We start from the raw sequence: 24,062 nt of genomic DNA, 5'->3' as shown, positions 1-24,062 counted from the left end.
TCACTATACCTAGGTGTTATAGCTGGGTATAGAGAGCAGTACTCAGCGACGAGTTCAGGAGGACAACATGGCCGGTTACTCAGGTCGGGACGCCGTGATCGTGGGGGCGGTCCGCACCCCGGTCGGCAAAGGCAAGCCCGGCGGCGCTCTGCACGGGGTGCTGCCCGCAGATCTGCTGGCGCACAGCCTCTCGGAGCTGGTCGTTCGCACCGGCGTCGACCCGGCCGAGGTCGACGACGTCATCGCAGGTGCGGTGTCGCAAATCGGCGATCAGGCGGTCAACATCGCCCGCAACGCACTGTTGGGAGCGGGGTTCCCGGAGTCCGTGCCCGGCACGACCGTCGACCGCCAGTGCGGTTCGAGTCAGCAGGCGATCTCGTTCGCCGCACAGGGCGTGATCGCGGGGGCCTATGACGTGGTGATCGCCGGCGGCGTGGAGTCGATGAGCCGGGTACCGATGGGCTCGTCGGTGATTCCGGGCAGCGATCCCTTCGGAATCCGGTTCGCCGAGCGCTACTCCGAGGGCCTGGTACCGCAGGGCATCAGCGCGGAACTGATCGCCGCGCGGTGGGGGCTGTCGCGCACCGAGCTCGACGAGTTCTCCGCCGCCAGCCACGAGAAGGCGGCGCAGGCCACCAAGGACGGTCTGTTCGACAACGAACTGACGCCGATCGCGGGCCTGCAGTACGACGAGATCATCCGTCCCGGCACGACGGTCGACACGCTGGCCGGGCTCAAGCCGGCGTTCTACAACGAGGCTTACGCGGCGCGCTTCCCGCAGATCAACTGGGAGATCACCCCGGGTAACTCCTCGCCACTGTCCGACGGCAGCGCCGCGGTGCTGATCACCACGTCGGAGGTTGCGCGCAAGCACGGCTGGAAACCGTTGGCCCGCATCCACACCACGACCGTGGTGGGGTCTGATCCGCTGTACATGCTGACCGGTGTCATCCCCGCGACGGAGAAGGTCCTGGCGAAGGCCGGACTGACGCTGGCTGACATCGATCTGTTCGAGGTCAACGAGGCCTTCGCGCCGGTGGTGTTGAGCTGGGCCCGCGATACCGGGGCCGATCTGGGCAAGACCAATGTCAACGGCGGCGCCATCGCGATCGGTCACCCCCTGGGCGCCAGCGGTGCGCGGATCATGACAACGCTGGTGAACGCACTGGAGCAGCGGGGCGGGCGGTACGGTCTGCAGACGATGTGTGAAGGCGGCGGCATGGCCAACGCCACGATCATCGAGCGGCTGTAGACATGGCGACCGAGACCCGGTTCGACGGGGCCCGGCTGCGCTACGACAGCGCCAAGAGTTACGACGAACTGGTCGCCGCGCTGCTCGCCGATATCGGCGAGCAGCCGGTGCCGATCAGCGACATCGGGGCTGCCGAGGGCGATTGGCAGTCGTATCAGGAGCGGGTCGAAAAGTACGTCGGACCAAGCGGATTCATGTTGTTCGCATTGCTCGATCACGGTGCGTGGATCACCAAGGCCGGCATCGAGCGCAGGGCCGTGCGGGTCATCCTCGGTAACCCGCTGATCGCGATCACGATGATTCGCCATGACGTGACCGCAGCTCTGTTCGCCCCGGTCGAGGTGCTCATTCTCGACGACGGCGACGGCAGCAGTCTGACCTACGTCAAGCCGTCGTCGTTGATGGTCGTCGAGCCGAATCCCGAGCTGCGCAGCGCCGCCGAGGCGCTCGACGAGAAACTGGCGGCCCTGGCCGCCAAGGTCACCGGGTGAGGTCGCGGCGCGGCGTCACATCGCGGCGCGGCGTCACATCGCGTAGCGGCGCACGGTTTCCGGTTCGATGATGACTCGCAGCCATTCCTCGTCGCGCATCTGCGCCAGATCCTGAGCCCGGATGGGATCGTCGAGATCCCAGTATCGGGCAGCCAAACGCTCAACGAGTTCCCAGGCACCGTCGGAGACCAGAGTTGTCGGACCGGCCACCGACAGCCAGCGTTCTCGCTCGCCAACCGGCGCGGCCACCACCAGGGATGCGCGCGAATCCCAGCGCAGCTGACGCACTTTCGGGGTGTCAGCCCCGGTGAAGAGTTCGACGTGACCGCTTGTGGTCGCCTCGAACCACACCGGCCGGGGCTGCGGCGGTACCGCCCCGGCGGCGGTCGAGAAGAATCCGTAGAGCGGACACGCGAGAAACGACAGGTCTTCCCTTGTCAGCGTTTCGATGGTCATCCCTGCGCGGCTACGCCCGGGCGAGTTCGAACAGTGGGATGACCCGGCTGGTCTTGGACTGGTATTCCCCGAACCCGGGAGCCTCGGCCACGACCTTCGGGTAGGCCTCGTCGCGTTCCTCGCGCGAGAATTCACGAGCGACCACGTCGTAGGCATCGGTGCCGATCTCGATGTGCGCCCGCGGGTTGGCCCGCAGATTGTGCACCCAGTCCGGATTGGTGTCGGCGCCGGCCTTGGAGCCGATGATGATCAGCTTGCCGTCGACGTGGAAGTACGCCAGCGGCGCCAGCCGCGGCTGGCCGGATTTCGCACCGGTGGTGTGCAGCAGCAGCAGCGGGCGCCCTTCGAACGGTCCGCCGACGACTCCGGCGTTGGCCCGGAATTCCTCGACGATGTTCTTGTTGAACTCGTTCAGCGACGCAAAGTCAGGGGTTTCGGTCATGGCTTGTCCAGCTTCTCCGGCTTGAAATCTATTCCGGATTCTTTGCGTTGTTGCGGCGTGATCGGGGCAGGCGCATCGGTCAGCGGGTCGACACCGCCGCCGGACTTCGGGAACGCGATCACCTCGCGGATCGAGTCAGCGCCGAACAGCAGCGCTGTGATGCGGTCCCAGCCGAACGCGATACCGCCGTGTGGTGGCGCACCAAAAGTGAACGCGTCCAACAAGAATCCGAACTTCTCGGTCGCCTCGGCGTGGTCGATACCCATCACCGCGAACACCTTCTCCTGGACGTCGCGGCGGTGGATACGAATCGAGCCGCCGCCGATCTCGTGGCCGTTACACACGATGTCGTAAGCGTCGGCCAGCACCGCGCCGGGTTGGGTGTCCACCGAATCCAGGTATTGCGGCTTGGGTGCGGTGAACGCGTGGTGCACGGCGGTCCAGGCTCCGGACCCCACCGCGACATCACCGGCGGCGGTGGCATCGCCGGCCGGCTCGAACAACGGCGGATCGACGATCCAGGTGAACGCCCAGGCGTCCGGGTCGATCATGTTCAGGCGGCGGGCGATCTCGGCCCGGGCGGCGCCGAGCAACGCCCGAGAGGCCTTGACCGGGCCCGCCGCGAAGAACACACAGTCTCCTGGCTTCGCCGCGACATGGGCGGCCAGCCCCTCGCGCTCGGTGTCGGAGAGGTTCTTGGCCACCGGGCCGGACAATTCGCCGTCCTCACCGACCAGTACGTAGGCCAGACCCTTGGCGCCGCGCTGCTTGGCCCATTCCTGCCAGCCGTCGAGGGTGCGTCGAGGTTGCGAGGCACCACCGGGCATCACCACCGCACCGACGTAATCGGCCTGGAACACCCGGAACGGGGTGTCGGCGAAATAGTCCGTGCACTCGACGAGTTCGAGCCCGAACCGCAGGTCCGGCTTGTCCGAGCCGTAGAGCCGCATCGCGTCGGCGTAGGTCATGCGCGGAATGGGCCGCGGCACTTCGTATCCGATCAGCGCCCAGAGCGCCGCGAGGATCTCCTCGGCCACCGCGATCACGTCGTCGGAGTCCACGAAGCTCATCTCCATGTCGAGCTGAGTGAACTCCGGCTGGCGGTCGGCGCGGAAATCTTCGTCGCGGTAGCAGCGCGCGATCTGGTAGTAGCGCTCCATGCCAGCGACCATCAGCAACTGCTTGAACAGCTGCGGGCTCTGCGGCAGCGCATAGAACGAGCCGGGCTGCAGCCTCGCGGGCACCAGAAAGTCGCGGGCACCCTCGGGGGTCGAACGGGTCAGCGTGGGGGTCTCGATCTCGATGAAATCATGCGACGCCAGCACCGAGCGTGCCGCCGCGTTCGCCGCCGACCGCAAGCGGATTGCGTCGCCCGGGCCGCCCTCGCGGCGCATGTCCAGATAGCGGTACTTCAGCCGGGCTTCTTCGCCAGCCTGGTCGTCGAGCTGGAAGGGCAGCGGGGCGCTCTCCCCCAGCACCGTCAACGATGTCGCGTTGACTTCGATCTCACCGGTGGGGATCTCGGCGTTGGCGTTGCCCTCGGGGCGGATACCAACCACGCCTTCGACGGCGACACAGAACTCGGCGCGCAGCCGGTGGGCCTGCGCCAGCACGTCGGCGTCGTGGAACACCACCTGCACGACGCTCTGTCCATTCCCTTGCCCACCACCAGCCCCGTCGCGCAGATCAATGAAGATGACGCCGCCGTGGTCGCGCCTGGTGGACACCCAGCCGGCCAGTGTGACCGTCTGTCCGGCGTCGGAGGCCCGCAACGAACCGGCGGCGTGAGTGCGCAGCACTGACAACTCCTGTTATTAGAGAGAATCGGAAAACGAGGAATCAGTCTATGAGGTGGACCCGACCGGACATTCGTCACCTCGGTGTATGGTCTCTCGCGGAGGTAGCCCCGATGACCACGATGTATCCCTGCGAACGCGTCGATCTGGCCTGGATCAAGGATGCGCCGTTCCGCTTCTCCAACAGCGTGGACCTTGCGATCACACCCGAGCAACTGTTCGACGTCCTCGCCGACGCCGACTCCTGGCCGCAGTGGGCGAAGGTCATCACCAAAGTGACCTGGACCAGCCCCCAGCCGTACGGCGTCGGCACCACCCGCACTGTCAACATGCTCGGCGGCCTGGTGGGTGACGAAGAGTTCTTGGCATGGGAGCCGTTGCGCTACATGGCTTTTCGGTTCAACGCCTGTTCGAACAAGGTGGTGGCCGCGTTCGCCGAGGAGTACACCGCGGTGGAAACACCGGGCGGCTGCCGGTTGACGTGGACACTGGCGCAGAAGGCCAACGGGCCCGCCCGGTTCGGACTGATCCTGGGCGGGCCGCTGATGAACCTGTCGTTCAAGTGGTTTCTGGCCAACCTGCGTCGCTACACCGACAAGCGCTACACCTAGTAGAGCCCGTCCCAGGCCGCCCGGCGCAGCGCATCGGGATCGTCGACGGAGACGTCGCGGCTCGAGCGGATGACGCGGGTGGCGCGCACCTCGGTGTCGTAGCGCGGCCAATCCTCCAGCACGCCGCGGGTGGCGAAGTTCAGCCAGGTGCGCTGCATCCGGCGGCCCACAGCCGGCTGCACCCGCCGGCCCAGCGGATGGATCTTGCGGCCCAGATACGAGCCGTAGCTGTGCTGGATGTGCACGATCTCGCTGCCGTGGGTGGCGCCGAGCCCGAGCATCCGCAGCGTCCAGGTGGTGTGGTCGAAGCGGTAGACGTGCGTGGTGGCGTGTGGGCTGTAAGCGTCGGCGAAAGCCCACGTCGGCGCCCCGAACATCACATCGGAGCCCACCGCCACCTGCGCCCGCCGACGGGGATAGTCGGGATAGCCGGCCAGCACCCGGTCCCGTGCCTCCGGCGCGACCCGGTCGAAGTAGGCGTCGATCCCCTCGGCGGTGGTCGGCAGCATCGGCGGCTTGGACCACGCGAACATCGACGCCTCATGGCTGTTGGTACCGATGATCAGCGGGACGGGGTTGACCTCGCCGACGCGGGCCGCCTCGATCGGGTGCTTCGGTAACAGGTCCACGCCGTAGGTCAGGCCGTAGGCCAGCGTCGGGGTGGTCTCGGCGCTGCGGCGCTGCATCTCCCCCGCGGCGCGTCGCAGCACCCGCTGCGGCAACACCGGGAACGCGGCAGGGTCGGCGCCGACGAGGTCGACGAACTCGTGAGCGCGCCTGGCCCGGGTGGCACGGTCGGCGATCAGCGGCAGGGCAGGGCTCTGGGCGATCGCGCGGGCGAACAACCCCTTGCCGGCCGGGCTCGCCAGCAGCGCCAGCACCGACGTGGCTCCGGCGGACTCGCCGAAGATCGTGACGCGCTGCGGGTCACCGCCGAAGGCGGCGATGTTGTCCTGCACCCAGCGCAGCGCCGCGATCTGGTCGCGCAGGCACAGGTTGTCGGCGAAACCGGCGCCGAGATCGCCCAGTTCGAAACCACCGAACACCCCGAGCCGGTAGGTCACGTTGACCACCACGACGTCGCCGTTGGCCGCCAGCCGAGAACCGTTGTAGAGCTGCAGCTGTCCCGCGCCGTAGACGAAGGCACCGCCCGGAATCCAGACCATCACGGGCAACGCGGTCGTGGTCTCGGGTGCCCACACGGTCAGCGTCAGGCAAGCTTCGTCCCGGATCTTCGGATCATCGCGGCCGCCGCCGACGAATGAGCGGCCCTGCGGCGGCACGGGTCCGTGTTCAACGGCATCGCGCACCCCGGCCCACGGCTGCACCGGCACGGGCGCCCGAAACCGGCGCTCCCCAATGGGTTGTTCGGCGTAGGGAATGCCGCGCCAAACCCGAACTCCGCTTTCGGTGGTGCCCCGCAGCGCACCCAGGGAGGTGTAAACCACGGTCGACGGATCCGCGACGACGGTCACAGGTGAATCGTAGTGTGGCAAGGTGAACGAGTTGGGTAACCGCGGTGTGAGTCCCGATCTCGAGGAGTGCTGATGACCTTCAACGAAGGAATGCAGATCGACACCAGCACCACCTCGACCGGTGGCGGCGGCCGTGGCATCGCGATCGGCGGCGGTCTCGGCGGCCTCGTGGTGGTGTTGCTGGCGGTGTTCCTCGGCATCGACCCGGGCAAGGTGACCACTGCGCAGCAGGGCCTGCCGCCGGGCGCCGAGCAATCGGGGTACGACCTGAGCAAGTGCAAAACCGGGGCCGACGCCAACCAATACGTCGAATGCCGCGTGGTGGCGACCGGCAACTCCGTCGACGGAGTGTGGACCGACCTGCTCAAGGGTTACACCCGGCCCAAGATGATGCTGTTCAAGAATCAGGTGCAGACCGGGTGCGGTCCGGCGACCAGTGATGTCGGCCCGTTCTACTGCCCGGTCGACAAGACCGCGTACTTCGACACTGACTTCTTCCAGGTCCTCACCGATCAATTCGGTTCCAGCGGTGGACCATTGGCACAGGAATACGTTGTGGCCCACGAGTACGGGCACCATGTGCAGGACCTGCTCGGCGTGTTGGGCCGCGCCCAGCAGGGCGCCCAGGGCGCCACCGGCGGCAGTGTGCGCACCGAACTGCAGGCCGACTGCTACGCCGGGGTGTGGGCGCATTACGCCGCGATCACCAAACAGCCCGGCACCGACGTCACCTATCTACAACCGTTGACCGATAAGGACATTGCCGACGCACTGTCGGCGGCGGCATCAGTGGGTGACGATCGGATCCAGAAGCAGGCCACCGGGCGGGTGAATCCCGAGGCGTGGACCCATGGTTCGTCGGCCGAGCGGCAGAAATGGTTCACCACCGGCTACCAGACCGGTGACCCCAAGCAGTGCGACACGTTCAAGGCTCGCGATCTGGGCTAGCCGATGTTCGCCGGCAGCTGATCCACTTCCGGACGAGCCGGACGACCGCCTACGGTTCGACAGATGGACCGCATCCAGGTGACACCGGTGTTGACGATGTTGCGCATCGGCGGCTGGCAGTCGTACCTCGTTGACGACGGGACCGGACGGCTGCTGATCGACACCGGCGCGCCCGAGGGCAGTGCTGACCTACTTTCGGCGTGCGGGACACCGGATTTGGTGATCCTCACCCACCACCACGTCGACCACTGCGGGGCGGCCGCCGCGGTGCACGAACACACCGGTGCGCCGATCGCCGCCGGAGCCGGCGATGCCGAGGTCATCCGCGGCGGACTGGTCGCGCCTGCACCGAACTTCGAGGACTGGGAACTACCGATCCACCAGCGTGTGGCGGCCGGTCTGCCGCCGGCAGCGCCGGCCGCACCGGTTGCGATCGAACTGCGCGGATCGCAGGTCCTCGACGTCGTCGGCGGTGCCCATATCATCGCGGCGCCCGGCCACACCGACGGCAGCATTGCCGTCCACCTCGTCTCACACGGCATCCTGTTCACCGGCGACACCGTGGCCAACGTGGGTGAAGTGACACTCGGGGTGTTCAACCGGGACCGAAAGCGCACCGCCGAGTCGTTCCGTATGCTCGCCGAAATCGATTTCGATACAGCCTGTTTCGGGCACGGAGACCCGATCGCCGACGGCGCGGCACAGCTCCTGCGTGACGCGGCCGCGCGGGTCGGCTAACCGACTCGGGGCAGCTCGGCGCTCACATCGCAGCGGTCCGGGTCGAAGCTGAAATAGCCTCTGATGGGCTGGGTTTCGGGTAGTGGATCGTCATAACTCCAGGCGATGTCGTCGACATCACCGGCGGCCCAGTATGTCGCATACCCTTTGTAATTGCAGTAGCTCGAGGTGTCCGTTCGCCGCAACAGGTCGGTGCGTACATGCGCCGCCTCGACATAAAGCCTTGGCGCCAGAGCGGTTTCGAACACGATCACGGTGTCTTCGGTGTCGACCAGCACCTCACCGGCAACCGTGACCCGAAGACGCCGCCGAGTGGGGCGGCAGTCCACCCGGTGGTACGGGTTGGGCGGATAATGCACCAGGGTGCGCCCCTCCTCCAACCAGGTGTCGACGGCATCCCAGGGCACCCGCACATAGCCGGGCGCCTCCGGCTCGGACTCGGTTGGCAGATCGGCTGTTTCGCCAACCGGGAAGGCGTAGCTCAGCGCTGCGCCGGCCCGGTGCACTAGCAGCGCGTTCTCGGTGTCGATGACGGTCTGGCCGCCGCGCACCGCCTGCACCCGACGCGGATGCGGTTCGACGTAGACGATCGGGTCGGCCACCGGCGTGGAGAACCAGCCGGCCCGGTTCGGGCCGAGCGGGCCGCGGCCGGCGACCAGACTCATCGGCGGACTAGATCCGTGCTTCCGCGGCGATGGCGTTGTCGGTCGTCCGCAGCGGCCGGATCAACGCATCCTGAGTGAACGACGCGATCAGCTCGCCCTCCTCGGTGTGCACCGCGCCGCGGATGTACGACATGCCGGCGCCGACCTGCGTGCTCTCGTGGGTGTAGAGCAGCCAGCCGCTCCAGCTGACCGGTTCGTGGAAGCTCACCGTGACGGTCATCGGCGCGGTCGACACGGTGAAGTGCGACTGGGCCGTGCCGATGCCTTCGTGCGCACGCATCGTCGTCGAGATGCCGAGATGGCCGGTGAAGTAGGCGACCAGAGCCTTGGCCAGCTCGTCGCGCGACGGGATCGGATCGTAGTGCAGCCAGGCGTAGACCTCCGGCGGCCCGACCTCGTCGGGGCTGTTGATGTCGATGACGTCGACGAGCTTGACCTGCCGTCCGCCCATGGGCATTTCGCAGACGTTGGCATCGGCCGGGCCGGCCACCTCGGGGCGCGGCAGGTGGTGGCGGATCACGTCGGGGGTAGGCACGTCGGCCAGCACCGTGAACGTCATGCAGCGCTTGTCGTTCTGCGACGCGGTGATGATCGCCGACGCCGTGGAGCGCCCCTCGGAGACGACGTCGATGTCCAGGATGACCGGCGGACCCACCAGGACCGCGCGGGCGAACACACTGTGCACCGAGCGAATCGACTTGCCGCCGAAGCGCTTTGCTGCCGCGACGATCACCTGCGCGAGCACCTGGGTGCCCTCGACGACCTGCCGCTCGTCGGCGTCGGCAATACCGGTCGGAGCGATGTAGCGGTCCTGGCTCTCGGCTTCGACGTCGAAGAGTTCAAGCAGGCGCGCCACTGTCCAGTGGTTTCCAACGGTGTCCGTCATCTGTTCCTCACCTTGTCGCATTCCAAGACGGTAACGTCATTCTCGTCACTGTAACCCGACCGATAAGCTGACCCGATGGCCAAGGCCAACGAACGATCACCCGAGGCGGTGCGCGCCGATCCCGACTCCAGGGAGAGCCGCTTCATGCGCTCGGCGCTGTCGATCCTGGCCGAGACGGGCCGTACGGACTTCACCGTCCTCGAGGTCGTCGAGCGCTCGAAGACATCGCTACGCTCGTTCTACCAGCACTTTTCCACCAAGGATGAGCTGCTGCTGGCGTTGATCGACACGATCATGGCGGAGTCGACCAAGCACTGGCGCAAAGAGACCGACGACCTGCCTGCCGCCGAGGCGATGCGGGTGCTGATCGATCGGATCTGCACGCCGGCCGAATCCACCAAGCAGGACAGCATCAACCGCGGCCTGACCTACTACAACGATCACCTCGCCGAGTCGCTGCCCACGGAGTACTCCCGGGTGCTCTCGCCGCTGCACCAGCTGATCGGCGACATCCTGAACCGCGGAATCTCCGAAGGGACGTTCCGACCCGACCTTCAGGCAGAGACCACAGCCGCGCTCATCATGCAGGCGGTGCTCGGCGCGATGCGGTTGCGCAGCCTCGGCGCCGAACTCAACGGCGTGCCCATCGACGGGGCGCACATTTACGACTTCTGCGTGCGCGGCCTGCTGCCCTGACTCTTTTCACCTGGTAGATAGACCTTTTCGGCCCGAGCTGTTTACCCAGCTACCATCGTGGTAACGTCATTACCGTTATCAACCAATCAGACTCTCTGGAGGCGGACATGCCCTCGCGCGAGCTTCCCTATCCGGTATTCGACGCCGACAATCACTTCTACGAGCCGAAGGAAGCGCTGACGCAATTCCTGCCGGACAACCGCAAGGGCGTCATCGACTACATCGACGTCCACGGCCGTACCAAGATCGTCGTGCGCAACACGATCAGCGACTACATCCCCAACCCGACCTTCGAGGTCGTCGCCCGCCCCGGGGCGCAGGAGGAATACTTCAAACACGGCAGCGGCGGCAAGAGCTTCCGCGAGATCATGGGCAAGCCGATGAAGGCCATCCCCGCCTTCCGAAACCCCGAGGCTCGTCTCGAGGTGCTCGACGGGCTGGGCCTGGACTACACGATCATGTTCCCGACGCTGGCCAGCCTGGTCGAGGAGCGGCTCAAGGACGATCCCGACCTGATCCTGGACATCATCCACGCGCTGAACCAGTGGATGTACGAGACGTGGCAGTTCAACTACGAAGGCCGGATCTTCTCGACCCCGGTCATCGACCTGGCCGTCGTCGATCGGGCTCTGGAAGAACTCGAATGGTGCCTGGAACGCGGCGCCAAGACGGTGCTCGTCCGGCCGGCTCCGGTGCCGGGCTACCGCGGCACCCGCTCGCTCGGCCTGCCCGAGTTCGATCCGTTCTGGGACGCGTGCGTCAAGGCCGGCATCCCGGTGTGCATGCACGCCTCCGACAGCGGCTACGCCGCCTACCTCAACGACTGGGAGCCCGCCGACGAGTTCCTGCCGTTCAAGCCGACGGCGTTCCGGATGGTATCGATGGGCAAGCGGCCGATCGAGGACACCATGGCGGCACTGGTGTGCCACGGAGCGCTGACCCGCAACCCGGATCTGCGCATCCTGTCGATCGAAAACGGCGCATCCTGGGTGCCGTACCTGTTCTACCAGTTCAAGGACGTCTACTCGAAGATGCCGCAGGAATTCCCCGAGGACCCGATCGAGGCGTTCAAGCGGGCCGTCTACGTGGCGCCGTTCTGGGAGGACGACTTCAAGAAGATGTCGGAGCTGTGCGGTGTCGACCGCATCATCTTCGGCTCGGACTGGCCGCATCCCGAAGGCCTGGCCGATCCGATCAACCTCGTCGACGACCTGGCGGCCCAGGGGTTGACCGAGGAGGAGCAGCGAAAGGTCATGGGCGGCAACCTGGTCGACCTGTTCAAGGTGCCCAACGAGTCAGTCCACAAGCCCGACGTTCCCGCGCTCGTCATCGCATGACGGACGTCTCCTCCCCCGAACAACTGCTGTTCGCCTCGACCACGCAGGCCTTCCTGGAAAAGGAAGCGTCGCTGAGCCGGGTCCGCGAGTTGCACGCCGCGGACACGTCGTTCGACAGCGCATGGTGGCAGCGGGCTGCCGAGCTCGGCTGGGCCAGCCTGCTGGTTCCCGAAGAGCTTGGCGGCGGCAGTGTTTCGGGTGACGGCCTGGCCGACCTGGCCTTGGTCGCCGAACAGATCGGACACAGCGTGGCACCGGGTCCGCTGCATCCGGTCAGCATCGTGCTGGCAGGTCTGGTCGAGGCGCCGGACGGACACGAAGACACCATCGAAGCGCTGGTCTCGGGTGAACTGGTGGCGTCCTGGGCAGTGTATGAGCCGCGCCGGCCGCTGTCCCCTCTGCACCCGGGCGTGACCGCGACGCGCACCGAATCCGGCTACCGCATCGATGGGGTCAAGGACCGAGTCGAAGCGGGCACCGAAGCCGGAATCTTCCTGGTGGTGGCCGACTGTGACGGTGCACCCCGGCAGTTTCTGGTGCCCGCCGATCGCGCCACGGTCACCGAGCAGCGCTCCGTCGACATGGTGAAGCGTTATGCCCGAGTCGAATTCGACGGCGCCGAAGTCGACGAGTCCGCCGCGCTCGGCGATGCCGCGCAAACTCCGGCGATCATCGAGCGGCAACGGCAGGTCGCCCTGGTGCTGCAATGCGCGGAGATCGTCGGGATCCTGGACACCGTGCTGTCGATGACCACCCAGTGGATGTTCGATCGCCACAGTTTCGGCAGGCCGCTGGCGTCCTACCAGGCACTCAAGCATCGGCTCGCCGATATGAAGATGTGGTTCGAGGCGTGCCGAGGGACCACCTCCGGTGCGGTGGCCGCCGTGTCGGCCCGCTCTGCTGACGCCCCCATGCTGGTCAGCGTCGCCAAAGCCTATGTGGCCGAACGCGCTCCGGTGATGCTGCAGGATTGCGTGCAGTTGCACGGCGGAATCGGTGTCACCTGGGAGCACGATCTGCACTTGTTCCTGCGCCGCGCCACGCTGTACCGCGCGCTGTATGGCTCTCCCGAGGAGCACCACCGTGCAATATACGCGTTGAGTGCCAAGACCTTTCGACAGGAGGCTTCGGCATGACCGAAACCGCGGTTCCCACCGCCACCGAATCGGTCGAAGATTTCGCCGCCCGCGCCCGCGCGTGGCTGGCGGACAATATGCCGCGGGTCGATCCCGACAACCTGCCGGTCGCCCTGCGCGCCGTCCAGTCCTCGTGGGACCGTGCCAAGGAATTGCAGAAGCGCGTGTACGAGGGTGGTTTCGCCGGCATCTGCTTCCCTCGCGAGTACGGGGGTCAAGGACTGCCGCTGGCCTATCAGAAGGCGTTCACCGCCGAGTGCCGCGGCTATGAGATGCCGCTGATCCTCAACGTGCCATCGTTGACCATCTGCGCGGCGACCATTCTTGACATGGGCACTGAAAGCCAGAAACGCGAGCGCATTTCGGCCGCGATCCGTGGCGACGAGATCCTGTGCCAGCTCCTGAGTGAACCCAGCGGTGGCTCCGACCTCGCCGGCGTCATCACCAGGGCCGACCGCGTCGGCGACAAGTGGATCATCAACGGCGCCAAGACCTGGAGCACCAGCGCATTCGCCGCCGACTACGGCCTGATGCTGGCCCGCACGGACTGGACCGTACCCAAACATCAGGGCCTGACCATGTTCCTGGTGCCCTTGAACTCACCCGGCATCACGATGCGCCGGATCAAAGAGGTCAACGGCAACGAAGAATTCTGTGAAGAGTTCTTCGACGGCCTCGAACTGGGTGACGACGCTGTCGTCGGCGAAGTCAACAACGGTTGGGAAGTGGCGTCCCGGCAGCTGCACCACGAGCGTCGCGCGGTCGGCGGCGGCTCGGAGTTCGCCAGCGGCACCGACTCCGACAACGCCGAGGAGATGCCGCCGGACCACGTCGCGTACGCCGAACTCACCGGGCACGGAGACGACCCGGCGGTACAAGAACTCGTCGGTCGGGCGTTGGCCCGCCGGATCGTCAAGAACCAGCTGATCGACCATGTGGGCAACGCGATCGGCAACGGTTCGCTGCCACCCAACGCCGGCACGTTGATCCGGCTGTTCCACGCTGAGACAACCGAATTAGAGGTCGACACCGCCCTGGCGATCGCCGGGACCGCAGGGGTGGTCGACGAAGGCGAGGAGTTGTCCGGCCTGCTGGACCTCATCGGCGTGCGGTATCTGTCGCGGCAGACCGGCTCGCTGGGCGGCGGCAGCAGCGAGATGGCTCGCAACGTGATCAGCGAACGCATTCTCGAGTGCCCGCGCGAATTCGCCGCCGACAAAGGTGTGCCGTTCAATCAGGTCAAGCGCGGCCGCACCTAGACGTAAACGACTTCACACTCGCAGGTGCGACGTGCCGAGTCCCGCGATGCCGTCGTGGGCGAATGCCGACCAGTAGCCGCGCACGCGACGCGCCAGTGCCCTGTCGATCGCGTTGGTTGCCGGGCCGAGCATCGGCGCGTCAGCCCAGCATTCGGACTCGAACAACAGCGGCAGTTCGATGCAGTGGCAGGCGCTCAGTGGCGCACCGGGCGGTGACCAGTCGACCCGATAGGTCCCGGCGTTGCCGCCGTGTGCCGTCCAGGTCGTGGCCAGTTCGCGCGCCGGTTGGCCGAAGATGCGCCGCGTCATGACGGCACCGGCGGCGCGGGCCAAGCCGGCCCGCTGAAGTCTGCGGGTGTGCGGGTTCATCGCGAGAAACGGACCGGCATCGTTGCGGGTGTACCCGACGAGGATCTCGACGTGTGGCGCCGTGTCACCGAGGCGACGGTGTGTATCGGGCAGTGGATCCAGACCGGCGATGGGTGCGTACGGCAGTCCGCCGCTCAGGCCGAAGCCCTGTGCGGCTGTCGCAGCGGCGGTTTGCGCGTCGAGCAGCGTCTCCACGCTGGCGTCTGCCGGCGCGACGTCACCGAGCGCATCGGCGACCGCCTGCCGCATCGCCGCCGTCATCGGCTCTCGGCCCGACAGCAGGCCGAGTGGAGCGCTTTGGATGATGGCCCGGTGGAACAGGCCGGTCGTGTCCGCGCTGAGAATCAGCGAGTACACCGAGTCGCCGCCCGCCGACTGACCGAAAATCGTGACCTGCGACGGGTCGCCCCCGAAGGCCGCGATGTGCTGGTGAACCCAACGGAGCGCAGCGATTTGGTCGCGCAATCCCAGGTTTTCGTCTCCGTCTGCGCACGGGTTGAGGTAACCGAAGATGCCGAGCCGGTAGGTGACCCGCACGACCACGACGCGGCCCTCTGCGACCAGGAGGTTGGGGTCATACTTGGGCGCCTCACCGCTTCCCGACATGTAGGCCCCGCCGTGGAACCACACCATCACCGGAAGGTTGTCGGCGTCGCTCGGCGCCGTGATGCTGAGTACCTGACACGCCTCGCTACGCCGAAGTTGGTCGATGACGGGCCCGGTGACGAAATTCAAGCGGGACGGCAGCTGCGGACATGCCGCGCCTCGCTGCGTGGCGTCGTGTACGTGGGTGTGCGGCGGCGCAAGGATGGGCGCGGTGAATCGCTCAGCGGTGGCATAGACGATCCCGCGCGCATGGAGCAGGAGGCCGTCGTCGTCGACCAGTAATGGTCCGCAACTGGCTTCCAGGACCCGGTGTGTCACTGAATCACCGTACATCCGAGGCACTTAGAACAATGTCGGCTGCGGCTCCGGCTGCACGACGGGGTTCGGTGGCGCAGGTGGGGTAAAGAAGCGGCGATCGCCGCCTAGCTTGTGCTTGGCCACCAGCGGTGCGGCCCGCTGCCGCAACATGTCTCGATAGTCGGCGGGCAGGTAGGCCCCGCGCCGGTACAACTGCCGGTAGGGGGCAACGAGTTCGGGATGGGAGCGGGCCAGCCAGCTCATGAACACACCACGCGTCGAGCTGCGCAAGTGCAGACCGAACACCGTGACACCGGTCGCGCCGGCCGCGGCGATCTGGCCGAGCAGGGTGTCGAGGTGCTCGACGGAGTCCGTCAGATACGGCAGCACCGGCGCGACCATCACATGGCAGTCCAGCCCAGCGTCACGCACGGCGGCGATCAACCCGAGCCGCGCCTGCGGGGACGGGGTGCCCGGTTCGACATCACGGTGCAGATCGGGGTCGCCGACGGCCAGCGAGATCGCCACCGACACCGAAACCTGTTGTGCGGCAACGGCGATCAGGTCCAGATCTCGACGCAACAACGTGCCCTTGGTGAGGATCGACATCGGGGTGCCCGCATCGGCCAGCGCTGCGATGATGCCCGGCATCAGCGCATAGCGACCCTCAGCCCGCTGGTACGGGTCGGTGTTGGTGCCGAGGGCGACGGTGCCCCTGCGCCATGACGGGCGGCCCAGTTCCCGGCGAAGCACGTCGACGATGTTGGTCTTGACCACGATCTGGCTGTCGAAGTCGGCGCCCGGATCGAGTTCGAGGTACTCGTGGGTGGGCCGGGCGAAGCAGTACCGGCAAGCATGCGCGCACCCGCGATAACCGTTGACGGTATAGGTGAACGGCAGCATCGAGGCGGCCGGGATCTTGTTCAGCGCCGACTTGCACAGCACCTCATGGAACGTGATGCCTTCGAATTGCGGAGTGCGGACACTGCGCACGAAGCCGATGCGCTGCAGGCCGGGCAAAGCTCCGTCGTCGACCGCTATCCCCTGGCCGCTCCATCGCACCGCTCTATTCGAACGCATGTTCGACGACCTGTCAAGAGCGCGTCAGTCGTCGAGCTCCCCGGCGATGCCGCGTTCGAGTGCTGCCGTGGTCCGGTCCGGCAGGACGAGCAGCCCGTCGAGCTCGCCGCGAGCCAGGTCGTAGGCCCGTTCGCGCTCCTGCGGGGTGGCACCGCGGTCGGCGGCGACGCGAAGCAGGCTCTGTGCGCGGCTCATCCGCTGCTGGTCTTCCCGGGAGAAGTCACCACGCCGGCGACGCCGCGCCTCGTTCTCGGCGGCCTCGAATGCCGTGACGTACGCCTCGACGGCGTCGAGGTACTGTCGCGCGGCCTCCGGGTCGTCGAGCAGGTCCTCGGCCTTGCCCGGACGCAACAGTTCCGCGCGCAGCTTGGCTCGGTGAAAGGCCACCGTCAGTGGATCCCGCATGTCGGTCATCGCCGGGAAGTCGAGCAGTTTGGCGGCGTCGAGCTCGTACTCCAGCCAGCGGGCGTCGGTGCGACTGTGCTCGTCGATCACCCGGGTGACGGTGCGCCATTGTGCCGCTTGGCTTTTCGGGCTTTCCACCTGTGGGGCCGGCGGGTGCTCACCCGATTCGTTCTGCCGTCTGACCGCGGAGATGCCCCGCACGGCGGCATAGATCGCGCCGGCCAGCGGCACGATCACGAGCAGCAGCTCGACCAACCGGAATATCAGCCCCACCTGGCCAGGATGCCACCTGCTCAGCCGGGTCCGTCGCTGGCGGCGGCGAGCAGTGGGATCAGCACGTCACCGACCGGAGTGGCCAGGCCGTGCTCGGCGGCCTTGCGGACGATCACACCGTTGCGGATGTCCCACTCCAGCCGCCGGTGCGCCTCGGCGTCGGTGAGCATCGACGTGGTCAGGTCAGCGGGAAACCCGGCGAACATCCCGGTGATCTCGTCGATGACGGCATTGGGCAGCTGCGCCCCTTCCGCGCGGGCCACGGCCAGGCATTCGGCGACGTACCGGCGCGCCAGGGCGGCGACATCGTCGCGGCGGAACATGCCGGATCGCCGCCGGGCCAACACCATCAACCCGGCCAGCGCGTTGAACAGCAGCTTGCGCCACGCCTCGGTGGTGAAGTCGGGGCTTACGTCGACGGTCATCCCGGCTGGGCGCAGCACCGCCGCCAGGGTCTGCGCATCCTCGCCCTCGGGCAGCACCACGCGCGCCTCCGTGCGCAGCCGCACCCAGCCCGCCGGCTGCGTCTCGGCCGAAAACCACACGACTGCGGGCACGATGTGCGCGGTCGGACTGAACCGGCCGACCCGCTCGATCTGCTCGACACCGTTCTGCAGGGCACACACGATCGTGTCGTCGGAACACAGCCGCTGCAGCCAGCCGGCCGCGTGCTCGTTCTGAGTGTCCTTGACCGCCAGGAAAACCAGGTCGACGGAGCCTGCAACGTCGGCCGGGTCGGTCAGCACCGGGCCGGGCACGACCATCGCATTGCTGTCATCTGGCCGCACCTCGATCTGATCGCGCGGCGTGTGCCCGCACACGGTCACGGCATGACCGGCCGCGTGCAGCAGCGCCGCGACGGTAGAACCGATCGCGCCGGGACCGATGAGTGCTATCGAACTGCCCACCGCTCCCAACGTACATACGGTGGATGGGTGGCCGAACCTTCGTTGCGCCGGGCGAACCCGTCCGATGCCGAGTCCATCGCCGACCTCGCCGAGCGGGCGTACAAAAAGTACGTTGCCCGCATCGGCCGCAGGCCGGCGCCCATGGACGCCGACTACGTCGCGCTGATCGGCGAGGCCAATGTGTGGGTGCTGACGCGCGGCGGGCAACTGGTCGGCAGCCTGGTCACCTGCCTACGGGACGATCATCTGCTGCTCGACACCATCGCCGTCGACCCCGCGGCACAGGGCCGTGGATACGGGGCATTACTGCTGCGCCGCGCCGAGGACGACGCCCGCGAGGCCGGCCTGACGGAGGTCCGGCTCTTCACGAACGCGGCAATGACCGAGAACGTCGCGCTGTACCCGCGTTTCGGCTATGTCGAAACGCACCGCGGGGGTCAGGACGGGTTCCGCCGGGTGTTCTTCAGTAAGCGGTTATGACGTCCACTTGGAGAGGTAGCACTGCGGGCTGTACGGCGCGTCCTGGGCGACCGCGACCTGGCCGTCGATCGACACCTCGCAGTGCGCGTTCGGCGCACCCTGTCCGCCATGCGTGGTGCTCGCGACCTGCAGGAATGCCCACTGCGGGTCGGCGAGGGTGGTCTGGAAGACCCACGGCGCATCCGGTGAGACGGTGATGGTCTCGCGCTTCATGAACGGGTTGGAGTCGGCGTTGAAGGCGTCTTTGCTCGGCGGCTGCGCCGTCAGGTACGTGATCGTGAAGTCGTAGGTGCCGCCTGTGGCGAGCGTGTAGGTCACCTGATGTCCGGGTGCCGGATCGGCGTTCGCCACCGCGCTAGTGCCCGCAACACCGGCAGCCGCCAACACGAGCGCCGCCCCGACCCTTGCTGTCACTTTTCGCATATCGGCCATATCGACCACGCTACCGAGATCGTTACCCATGTCGGCCGCCCCGGGCCCTGGGCGAATGACTAGCAGGTTAACGAGTTCGTCATGCACAGATATGTCACAGAAACTTATGCGTCCTAACGTCCGGGTCGACACCAACCGTGGGTTCGGGGGCGAATAGGTCTGTCGAGGCCCAATGCTCGTCCTTCCCAACACGAAAGGGCCTCTATGCAACTCCGGCGTTCAGCACTGAATCGATCGTTCCTGGCGGCGACGAGCGTGGCGGTGACGGCAGGCCTCGTGCTGTCCGGCTGCGGCAGTAAGGCCAGCGAGAACGACACGGCAAAGTCGGATTCATGCGTCGACACGTCGGGACCCAATATCAAGGTGGGGTCGTTGAACTCGTTGTCGGGCACCATGGCGATCTCCGAGGTCACCGTGCGGGACTCCATCAAGCTGGCGGTCGACGAGATCAACGCCAAGGGCGGTGTGCAGGGCAAGCAAGTCCAGATCGTCGGCGAGGACGGGGCGTCGGACCCCGCGGTCTTCGCGCAGAAGGCCGAGAAGCTGATCAAGAACGACTGTGTAGCCGCGGTGTTCGGCGGCTGGACCTCGTCGAGCCGTAAAGCCATGCTGCCGGTCTTCGAGAGCAACAACGCGCTGCTGTACTACCCCGTGCAATACGAGGGTCTGGAATCGTCGAAGAACATCTTCTACACCGGCGCGACCACCAACCAGCAGATCGTCCCGGCCCTGGACTTCCTCAAGGAGAAGGGCATCACGTCGCTGTACCTGGTGGGCAGCGACTACGTGTTCCCGCAGACCGCGAACCGCATCATCAAGGCCTACGCCGCCGCCAACGGCATCGAGATCAAGGGCGAGGACTACACCCCGCTCGGCTCGACAGACTTCTCCACGATCGTCAACAAGGTCCGCTCGTCGAATGCCGGCGCGGTGTTCAACACCCTCAACGGTGACTCGAATGTCGCGTTCTTCAAGGAGTACACCAACGCCGGGCTCAACCCGCAGAAGATGCCGGTGGTTTCGGTGTCGATCGCCGAGGAAGAGGTTCAGGGCATCGGCGCGCAGAACATCGCCGGCCAGCTGACCGCATGGAATTACTACCAGACACTGGACAATCCGGTGAACAAGGCGTTCGTCAAGGCATTCAAGGACAAGTACGGACAGAACCGGGTGACCTCGGATCCGATGGAAGCCGCCTATGTCTCGGTGTACCTGTGGAAGAACACGGTCGAGAAGGGCAAGTCGTTCGACGTCAAGGCGATTCAGGACAACTGCGCCGGCGTGACCTTCGACGCCCCGGAGGGCTTGGTCACCATTGACGGCGAGAACCACCACATCACCAAGACGGCCCGGATCGGTGAGATCCATCCCGACGGACTGATCTACACGATCTGGGAGTCCCCCGGCCCGATCACGCCGGACCCGTACCTGAAGTCCTACCCGTGGGCCAAGGGCCTGTCGGCGTGACGGGGTGAGCGAAGCGACCGGGAAATAACACAGGATGGAAGTCCTTGTCGGACAGCTGGCAACGGGATTGAGCCTCGGCTCGATCCTGTTGCTCGCCGCACTGGGGTTGGCGCTGACGTTCGGTCAGATGGGCGTCATCAACATGGCGCATGGCGAGTTCATCATGGTCGGGTGTTACACCGCCTTCGTGGTGCAGAAGTTGATCTCGAATGCCGGTGCGTCACTGCTGGTTTCGCTGGTAGTGGGATTCCTGGTCGGCGGTCTGCTCGGAGTTCTGCTGGAAGTCACGTTGATTCAGCGGATGTACGACCGGCCGCTGGACACGCTTTTGGTCACGTTCGGCGTCGGGCTGATCCTGCAGCAGGCCGCCCGTAGCATCTTCGGCGCTCCCGCCGTCAACGTCACCGCTCCGGCGTGGCTGTCCGGCGGGGTGGAGATCCTCGGCGCGGTGGTGCCCAAGACCCGCCTTTTCATCCTGGTGCTGGCGGTGGTCTGCGTGGCAGTGCTGGCTGCGGTGCTCAAGATGAGCCCGATGGGGCGGCGCATCCGGGCCGTCGTACAGAATCGGGATCTGGCCGAGACCAGCGGCATTTCCAGCCGCCGAACCGACATCACCACGTTCTTCATCGGTTCCGGGTTGGCCAGCGTCGCCGGTGTCGCGCTCACCTTGATCGGATCGACCAGTTCGACGATCGGGCAGAGCTATCTGATCGACGCTTTCCTGGTGGTCGTCGTCGGCGGGCTCGGTCAGATCAAAGGCACGGTGATCGCAGCATTCGCACTCGGGTTGATGAACTCCTTCATCGAGTACAGCACCACCGCGTCGCTGGCCAAGGTGATCGTGTTCGTGATCATCGTGATCTTCCTGCAAGCCCGCCCGCAGGGCTTGTTCACGGTGCGGACAAGGAGTCTCGTATGAGAACACTGGTCGGCCGGTGGCAGACCTGGGCGGGCTTCGTACTCGCCGTCGTCGTCCTGTTCGGCGTGGCGCCGGCACTACTGTCCAGCTTCCGGCTTGGCCTGCTCGGGCAGTATCTGTGCTACGCGATCGTGGCCGCCGGCATCGGATTGGCCTGGGGCCGAGGCGGCATGCTCACCCTGGGCCAGGGCGTGTTCTTCGGGCTGGGTGCCTACATGATGGGCATGCATCTCAAGATCGCCGACGCCGAGATTCGTAAACAGCCCGTCCCGGACTTCATGCAGATCGCGGGAATCCCTGCACTGCCGTCGTATTGGGAGCCGTTCTCCTCCGCGGCGTTCACTATCGCGGCGATCGTGGTCATCCCGACGGCAATCGCGGCACTGCTGGGGCTCGGCGTGTTCAAGCGCCGCGTCAAGGGCGCCTACTTCGCAATCCTGTCCCAGGCACTTGCTGCGGCGCTGGCCATTCTGCTCGTCGGACAGGCAACGGTGGGTGGCAGTAACGGCCTCAACGGTTTTCGCACCTTCTTCGGGTTCCGGCTCTCCGATCCGGTGAACCGGCAGATGCTGTACTTCATCGCCGCGGGCACCCTGTTGGTGGTCGTCGCGGTGGTGCGCCAGCTGATGCAGAGCCGCTACGGCGAGCTTCTGGTCGCGGTGCGCGATGGTGAGGAACGGGTGCGCTTCCTCGGCTACGACCCGGCCACCATCAAGGTCGTCGCCTACACCGCAGCCGCGCTGTTCGCCAGCATCGCCGGTGCCCTGTTCGCCCCGATCATCGGGTTCATCACCCCGGCTCAGGTCGGCGTGGTGCCATCCATCGCCTTCTTGATCGGTGTCGCGATCGGCGGCCGCACCACTCTGCTGGGGCCGATCCTGGGCGCCGTGGGCGTGGCGTGGGCACAAACCGCGTTCTCCGAACGGTTTCCGTCCGGCTGGACGTACGCCCAGGGAATCCTGTTCATCGTCGTCGTCGGCTTCTTCCCCGCCGGGCTGGCCGGGATCGGAGCGCTGCTGCGCAGGCGTCGCCGCGCAAAGGACGTCGCGCCCACCGGGGAAGTCACCCAGCCGGAAGCCGAAACCGTCGGAGCCGCATCATGACCGAGCTCGCCGAACCGGTTGCCGGCGGCAATGTCGGCATGGGCACCGAATACCTCGAAGTCCGCGGTCTGACCGTCGACTTCGACGGGTTCAAAGCCGTCAACAATGTCGACCTCACCCTGTTCCAGGGCGACCTGCGGTTCCTGATCGGTCCGAACGGCGCAGGCAAGACCACCGTCATCGACGCGATCACCGGTCTGGTGCCGGCCGGAGGCTCGGTCAACAAGTCGGGCGTGGACCTGCTGGGTAAGAAGGTCCATCAGATCGCCCGCAGTGGCGTCGGCCGAACCTTCCAGACCGCCAGCGTGTTCGAGCAGCTGACCGTCCTGCAGAATCTGGACATCGCCGCCGGAGCGGGCAGATCGTGGTGGACGCTGCTGCGCCGCCGGCACGGGGTGCTGCCCGCGATCGAGGAAGCGCTGGACACGATCGGGCTCACCGAGCTGGCCGACCGCCCGGCCGGGGTGCTGGCCCACGGTCAGAAGCAGTGGCTGGAAATCGGCATGCTGCTGGTGCAGAACGCCGACGTGCTGCTGCTCGACGAGCCCGTCGCCGGAATGAGCGGTGAGGAGCGCGAGGAGACCGGAAACCTGTTGCGCCGCATCGGTTCCTCACGCACCGTAGTCGTCGTCGAGCACGATATGGATTTCATGCGGGCGTTCGCAACGTCGGTGACGGTGCTGGCTCGCGGTCAGGTCATCGCCGAGGGGTCGGTCGCCGAGGTGCAGGCCAACCCGAAGGTGCAGGAGGTCTATCTCGGCACCGCTGCGGCGGGAGACTTGGAGGCGGTCGAATAGTGTTGCAGCTCATCGATGTCCGCACTGGATACGGGCGTTCGCAGGTCATCCACTCGGTCAGCATTGAGGTGCCTTCCGACGGGGTGGCCGCAGTCATGGGCCACAACGGCGCGGGCAAGACCACCTTGCTGCGGGCGGCGGTCGGGCTGTTGAAATGCAGCTCGGGTCAGGTCCTGCTGCACGGCGACGACGTCACCCGTGCGCGGCCCAATGCCCGGGTGGCCCGCGGGCTGGCTTATGTGCCGCAGGGACAGCAGTCCTTCGGGCAGCTGACGACCGCCGAGAACCTTCAGGTGGTCGCCGATGGCCGAAGGAACGGCAAGCAGCTGATCGACGAACAGCTCGACCTGTTCCCCGCACTCAAGGAGCTGCTGACCCGCCGGGCCGGTCTGCTGTCCGGCGGCCAGCGGCAGCAACTTGCGATCGCGCGGGCGCTGATCACGAGCCCCAAGATCCTGATTCTCGACGAACCGACCGAAGGCATCCAGCCCTCGGTGGTCGCCGAGATCGAGGCGGCGATCACCGCGCTCACCCGTCGCGGTGATCTGGGCGTGCTCCTGGTCGAACAGCACATCGGTTTCGCGCTGGAATCGGCTCAGCGCTACTACATCCTGGAAGCTGGGCGGGTGACGTCCAGTGGCACCGGCGGCTCGGCCTCCGAGTCTGATGTCCGCGCGGCGATGGCGATCTAGACTGCCGGTCGTGAGCTGTGTCACGACGGTGAACCGATCCCGCCGG

General features: G+C 66.4%; 26 protein-coding genes. 15 read left to right on the top strand and 11 right to left on the bottom strand.

All coding sequences use genetic code 11. From position 1 onward, the window contains the following. Positions 1-67: 67 nt before the first annotated feature. Entirely contained in the window at positions 68-1,252 is a 1,185-nt protein-coding gene (locus AB431_RS12910) for an acetyl-CoA C-acyltransferase (protein WP_047330249.1), read from the top strand. Between the two features lie 2 nt (positions 1,253-1,254). Beyond that, positions 1,255-1,743: a DUF302 domain-containing protein gene (locus AB431_RS12905; protein ID WP_047330248.1), complete on the top strand. Its 489-nt coding sequence runs from the start codon at positions 1,255-1,257 to the stop codon at positions 1,741-1,743. A 33-nt stretch (positions 1,744-1,776) separates the two neighbouring features. On the opposite strand, the gene AB431_RS12900 is transcribed toward AB431_RS12905, so the two are convergent. The 3 genes from AB431_RS12900 to aspS are packed head-to-tail and all read right to left on the bottom strand — an operon-like array spanning position 1,777 to position 4,446. Continuing rightward, a complete protein-coding gene (locus AB431_RS12900) occupies positions 1,777-2,199 on the bottom strand; it encodes a pyridoxamine 5'-phosphate oxidase family protein (RefSeq protein WP_047330247.1) in 423 nt (140 codons plus the stop codon). A 10-nt stretch (positions 2,200-2,209) separates the two neighbouring features. Next, positions 2,210-2,641: a nitroreductase family deazaflavin-dependent oxidoreductase gene (locus AB431_RS12895; RefSeq protein ID WP_047330246.1), complete on the bottom strand. Its 432-nt coding sequence runs from the start codon at positions 2,639-2,641 to the stop codon at positions 2,210-2,212. After that, positions 2,638-4,446: an aspartate--tRNA ligase gene (gene aspS, locus AB431_RS12890; RefSeq protein ID WP_200902723.1), complete on the bottom strand. Its 1,809-nt coding sequence runs from the start codon at positions 4,444-4,446 to the stop codon at positions 2,638-2,640. Before aspS ends, AB431_RS12895 begins: the two co-directional genes overlap by 4 nt. A gap of 113 nt (positions 4,447-4,559) precedes the next feature. Between aspS and AB431_RS12885 the strand changes: the two genes are divergently transcribed. Further along, positions 4,560-5,048, top strand: a complete 489-nt coding sequence (locus AB431_RS12885; protein ID WP_047333377.1) for an SRPBCC family protein — start codon at positions 4,560-4,562, stop codon at positions 5,046-5,048. Here AB431_RS12885 and AB431_RS12880 read toward each other — a convergent pair. Then, entirely contained in the window at positions 5,045-6,523 is a 1,479-nt protein-coding gene (locus AB431_RS12880) for a carboxylesterase/lipase family protein (RefSeq protein ID WP_047330244.1), read from the bottom strand. The genes AB431_RS12885 and AB431_RS12880 overlap by 4 nt on opposite strands. Positions 6,524-6,595: 72 nt before the next feature. On the opposite strand from AB431_RS12880, the gene AB431_RS12875 reads away from it, so the two are divergent. Next, a complete protein-coding gene (locus tag AB431_RS12875; RefSeq protein ID WP_047333376.1) occupies positions 6,596-7,471 on the top strand; it encodes a neutral zinc metallopeptidase in 876 nt (291 codons plus the stop codon). A gap of 63 nt (positions 7,472-7,534) precedes the next feature. After that, positions 7,535-8,209, top strand: coding sequence for an MBL fold metallo-hydrolase (locus AB431_RS12870; protein WP_047330243.1), 675 nt, complete (start codon positions 7,535-7,537; stop codon positions 8,207-8,209). On the opposite strand, the gene AB431_RS12865 is transcribed toward AB431_RS12870, so the two are convergent. After that, positions 8,206-8,874, bottom strand: coding sequence for a DUF427 domain-containing protein (locus AB431_RS12865; protein ID WP_047330242.1), 669 nt, complete (start codon positions 8,872-8,874; stop codon positions 8,206-8,208). The two genes, AB431_RS12870 and AB431_RS12865, sit on opposite strands and share 4 nt — an antisense overlap. Before the next feature lie 7 nt (positions 8,875-8,881). After that, positions 8,882-9,760, bottom strand: coding sequence for an acyl-CoA thioesterase II (locus AB431_RS12860; RefSeq protein ID WP_047333375.1), 879 nt, complete (start codon positions 9,758-9,760; stop codon positions 8,882-8,884). A gap of 75 nt (positions 9,761-9,835) precedes the next feature. On the opposite strand from AB431_RS12860, the gene AB431_RS12855 reads away from it, so the two are divergent. The 4 genes from AB431_RS12855 (at position 9,836) to AB431_RS12840 (ending at position 14,188) form a co-directional block, all read left to right on the top strand. Then, complete coding sequence (locus AB431_RS12855; RefSeq protein WP_047330241.1) at positions 9,836-10,456, top strand: TetR/AcrR family transcriptional regulator; 621 nt, start codon at positions 9,836-9,838, stop codon at positions 10,454-10,456. Positions 10,457-10,563: 107 nt separating this feature from the next. After that, positions 10,564-11,793: an amidohydrolase family protein gene (locus tag AB431_RS12850; protein WP_047330240.1), complete on the top strand. Its 1,230-nt coding sequence runs from the start codon at positions 10,564-10,566 to the stop codon at positions 11,791-11,793. After that, positions 11,790-12,929: an acyl-CoA dehydrogenase family protein gene (locus AB431_RS12845; RefSeq protein ID WP_047330239.1), complete on the top strand. Its 1,140-nt coding sequence runs from the start codon at positions 11,790-11,792 to the stop codon at positions 12,927-12,929. Before AB431_RS12850 ends, AB431_RS12845 begins: the two co-directional genes overlap by 4 nt. Beyond that, positions 12,926-14,188 (top strand): acyl-CoA dehydrogenase family protein, encoded by a 1,263-nt coding sequence (locus tag AB431_RS12840; protein ID WP_047330238.1) that lies wholly within the window; start codon positions 12,926-12,928, stop codon positions 14,186-14,188. The genes AB431_RS12845 and AB431_RS12840 overlap by 4 nt, the downstream gene beginning before the upstream one ends. A 12-nt stretch (positions 14,189-14,200) precedes the next feature. Here the strand turns inward: AB431_RS12840 and AB431_RS12835 are convergent, their stop codons facing one another. The 4 genes from AB431_RS12835 to AB431_RS12820 are packed head-to-tail and all read right to left on the bottom strand — an operon-like array spanning position 14,201 to position 18,126. Next, the gene (locus tag AB431_RS12835) at positions 14,201-15,481 is read right to left on the bottom strand and encodes a carboxylesterase family protein (RefSeq protein WP_047333374.1); all 1,281 of its coding nucleotides are present in this window, start codon (positions 15,479-15,481) and stop codon (positions 14,201-14,203) included. A gap of 24 nt (positions 15,482-15,505) precedes the next feature. Beyond that, positions 15,506-16,522 carry an Rv2578c family radical SAM protein gene (locus tag AB431_RS12830; protein WP_047330237.1) on the bottom strand — a complete coding sequence of 339 codons (1,017 nt, stop codon included), beginning with the start codon at positions 16,520-16,522 and terminating at the stop codon, positions 15,506-15,508. Between the two features lie 42 nt (positions 16,523-16,564). Continuing rightward, positions 16,565-17,218 (bottom strand): hypothetical protein, encoded by a 654-nt coding sequence (locus tag AB431_RS12825; protein ID WP_047330236.1) that lies wholly within the window; start codon positions 17,216-17,218, stop codon positions 16,565-16,567. A 20-nt stretch (positions 17,219-17,238) separates the two neighbouring features. Then, complete coding sequence (locus tag AB431_RS12820) at positions 17,239-18,126, bottom strand: oxidoreductase (RefSeq protein WP_047330235.1); 888 nt, start codon at positions 18,124-18,126, stop codon at positions 17,239-17,241. On the opposite strand from AB431_RS12820, the gene AB431_RS12815 reads away from it, so the two are divergent. Then, positions 18,049-18,606, top strand: coding sequence for a GNAT family N-acetyltransferase (locus AB431_RS12815; RefSeq protein ID WP_144418245.1), 558 nt, complete (start codon positions 18,049-18,051; stop codon positions 18,604-18,606). The two genes, AB431_RS12820 and AB431_RS12815, sit on opposite strands and share 78 nt — an antisense overlap. Here the strand turns inward: AB431_RS12815 and AB431_RS12810 are convergent. Beyond that, entirely contained in the window at positions 18,601-19,038 is a 438-nt protein-coding gene (locus AB431_RS12810; RefSeq protein ID WP_047333373.1) for a hypothetical protein, read from the bottom strand. The two genes, AB431_RS12815 and AB431_RS12810, sit on opposite strands and share 6 nt — an antisense overlap. A gap of 204 nt (positions 19,039-19,242) precedes the next feature. Between AB431_RS12810 and urtA the strand changes: the two genes are divergently transcribed. Genes urtA through urtE form a run of 5 tightly spaced genes read left to right on the top strand, consistent with a single transcriptional unit; the run spans position 19,243 to position 24,016 of the window. Further along, positions 19,243-20,505, top strand: a complete 1,263-nt coding sequence (gene urtA / locus AB431_RS12805; RefSeq protein ID WP_047330233.1) for an urea ABC transporter substrate-binding protein — start codon at positions 19,243-19,245, stop codon at positions 20,503-20,505. A gap of 34 nt (positions 20,506-20,539) precedes the next feature. Next, on the top strand, positions 20,540-21,424 hold the full coding sequence (gene urtB, locus AB431_RS12800; protein ID WP_047330232.1) for an urea ABC transporter permease subunit UrtB: 885 nt from the start codon (positions 20,540-20,542) through the stop codon (positions 21,422-21,424). After that, positions 21,421-22,527: an urea ABC transporter permease subunit UrtC gene (gene urtC / locus AB431_RS12795; protein WP_047330231.1), complete on the top strand. Its 1,107-nt coding sequence runs from the start codon at positions 21,421-21,423 to the stop codon at positions 22,525-22,527. The genes urtB and urtC overlap by 4 nt, the downstream gene beginning before the upstream one ends. Then, complete coding sequence (gene urtD, locus AB431_RS12790; RefSeq protein ID WP_047330230.1) at positions 22,524-23,324, top strand: urea ABC transporter ATP-binding protein UrtD; 801 nt, start codon at positions 22,524-22,526, stop codon at positions 23,322-23,324. The genes urtC and urtD overlap by 4 nt, the downstream gene beginning before the upstream one ends. Continuing rightward, positions 23,324-24,016, top strand: a complete 693-nt coding sequence (gene urtE / locus AB431_RS12785) for an urea ABC transporter ATP-binding subunit UrtE (RefSeq protein ID WP_047330229.1) — start codon at positions 23,324-23,326, stop codon at positions 24,014-24,016. Before urtD ends, urtE begins: the two co-directional genes overlap by 1 nt. Positions 24,017-24,062: the final 46 nt, after the last annotated feature.

This window comes from Mycobacterium sp. EPa45 (assembly GCF_001021385.1).
GTDB lineage: Bacteria > Actinomycetota > Actinomycetes > Mycobacteriales > Mycobacteriaceae > Mycobacterium.
Note: the sequence above shows the minus strand (reverse complement) of the source record. Positions and strands in the feature narration are given on the sequence as shown.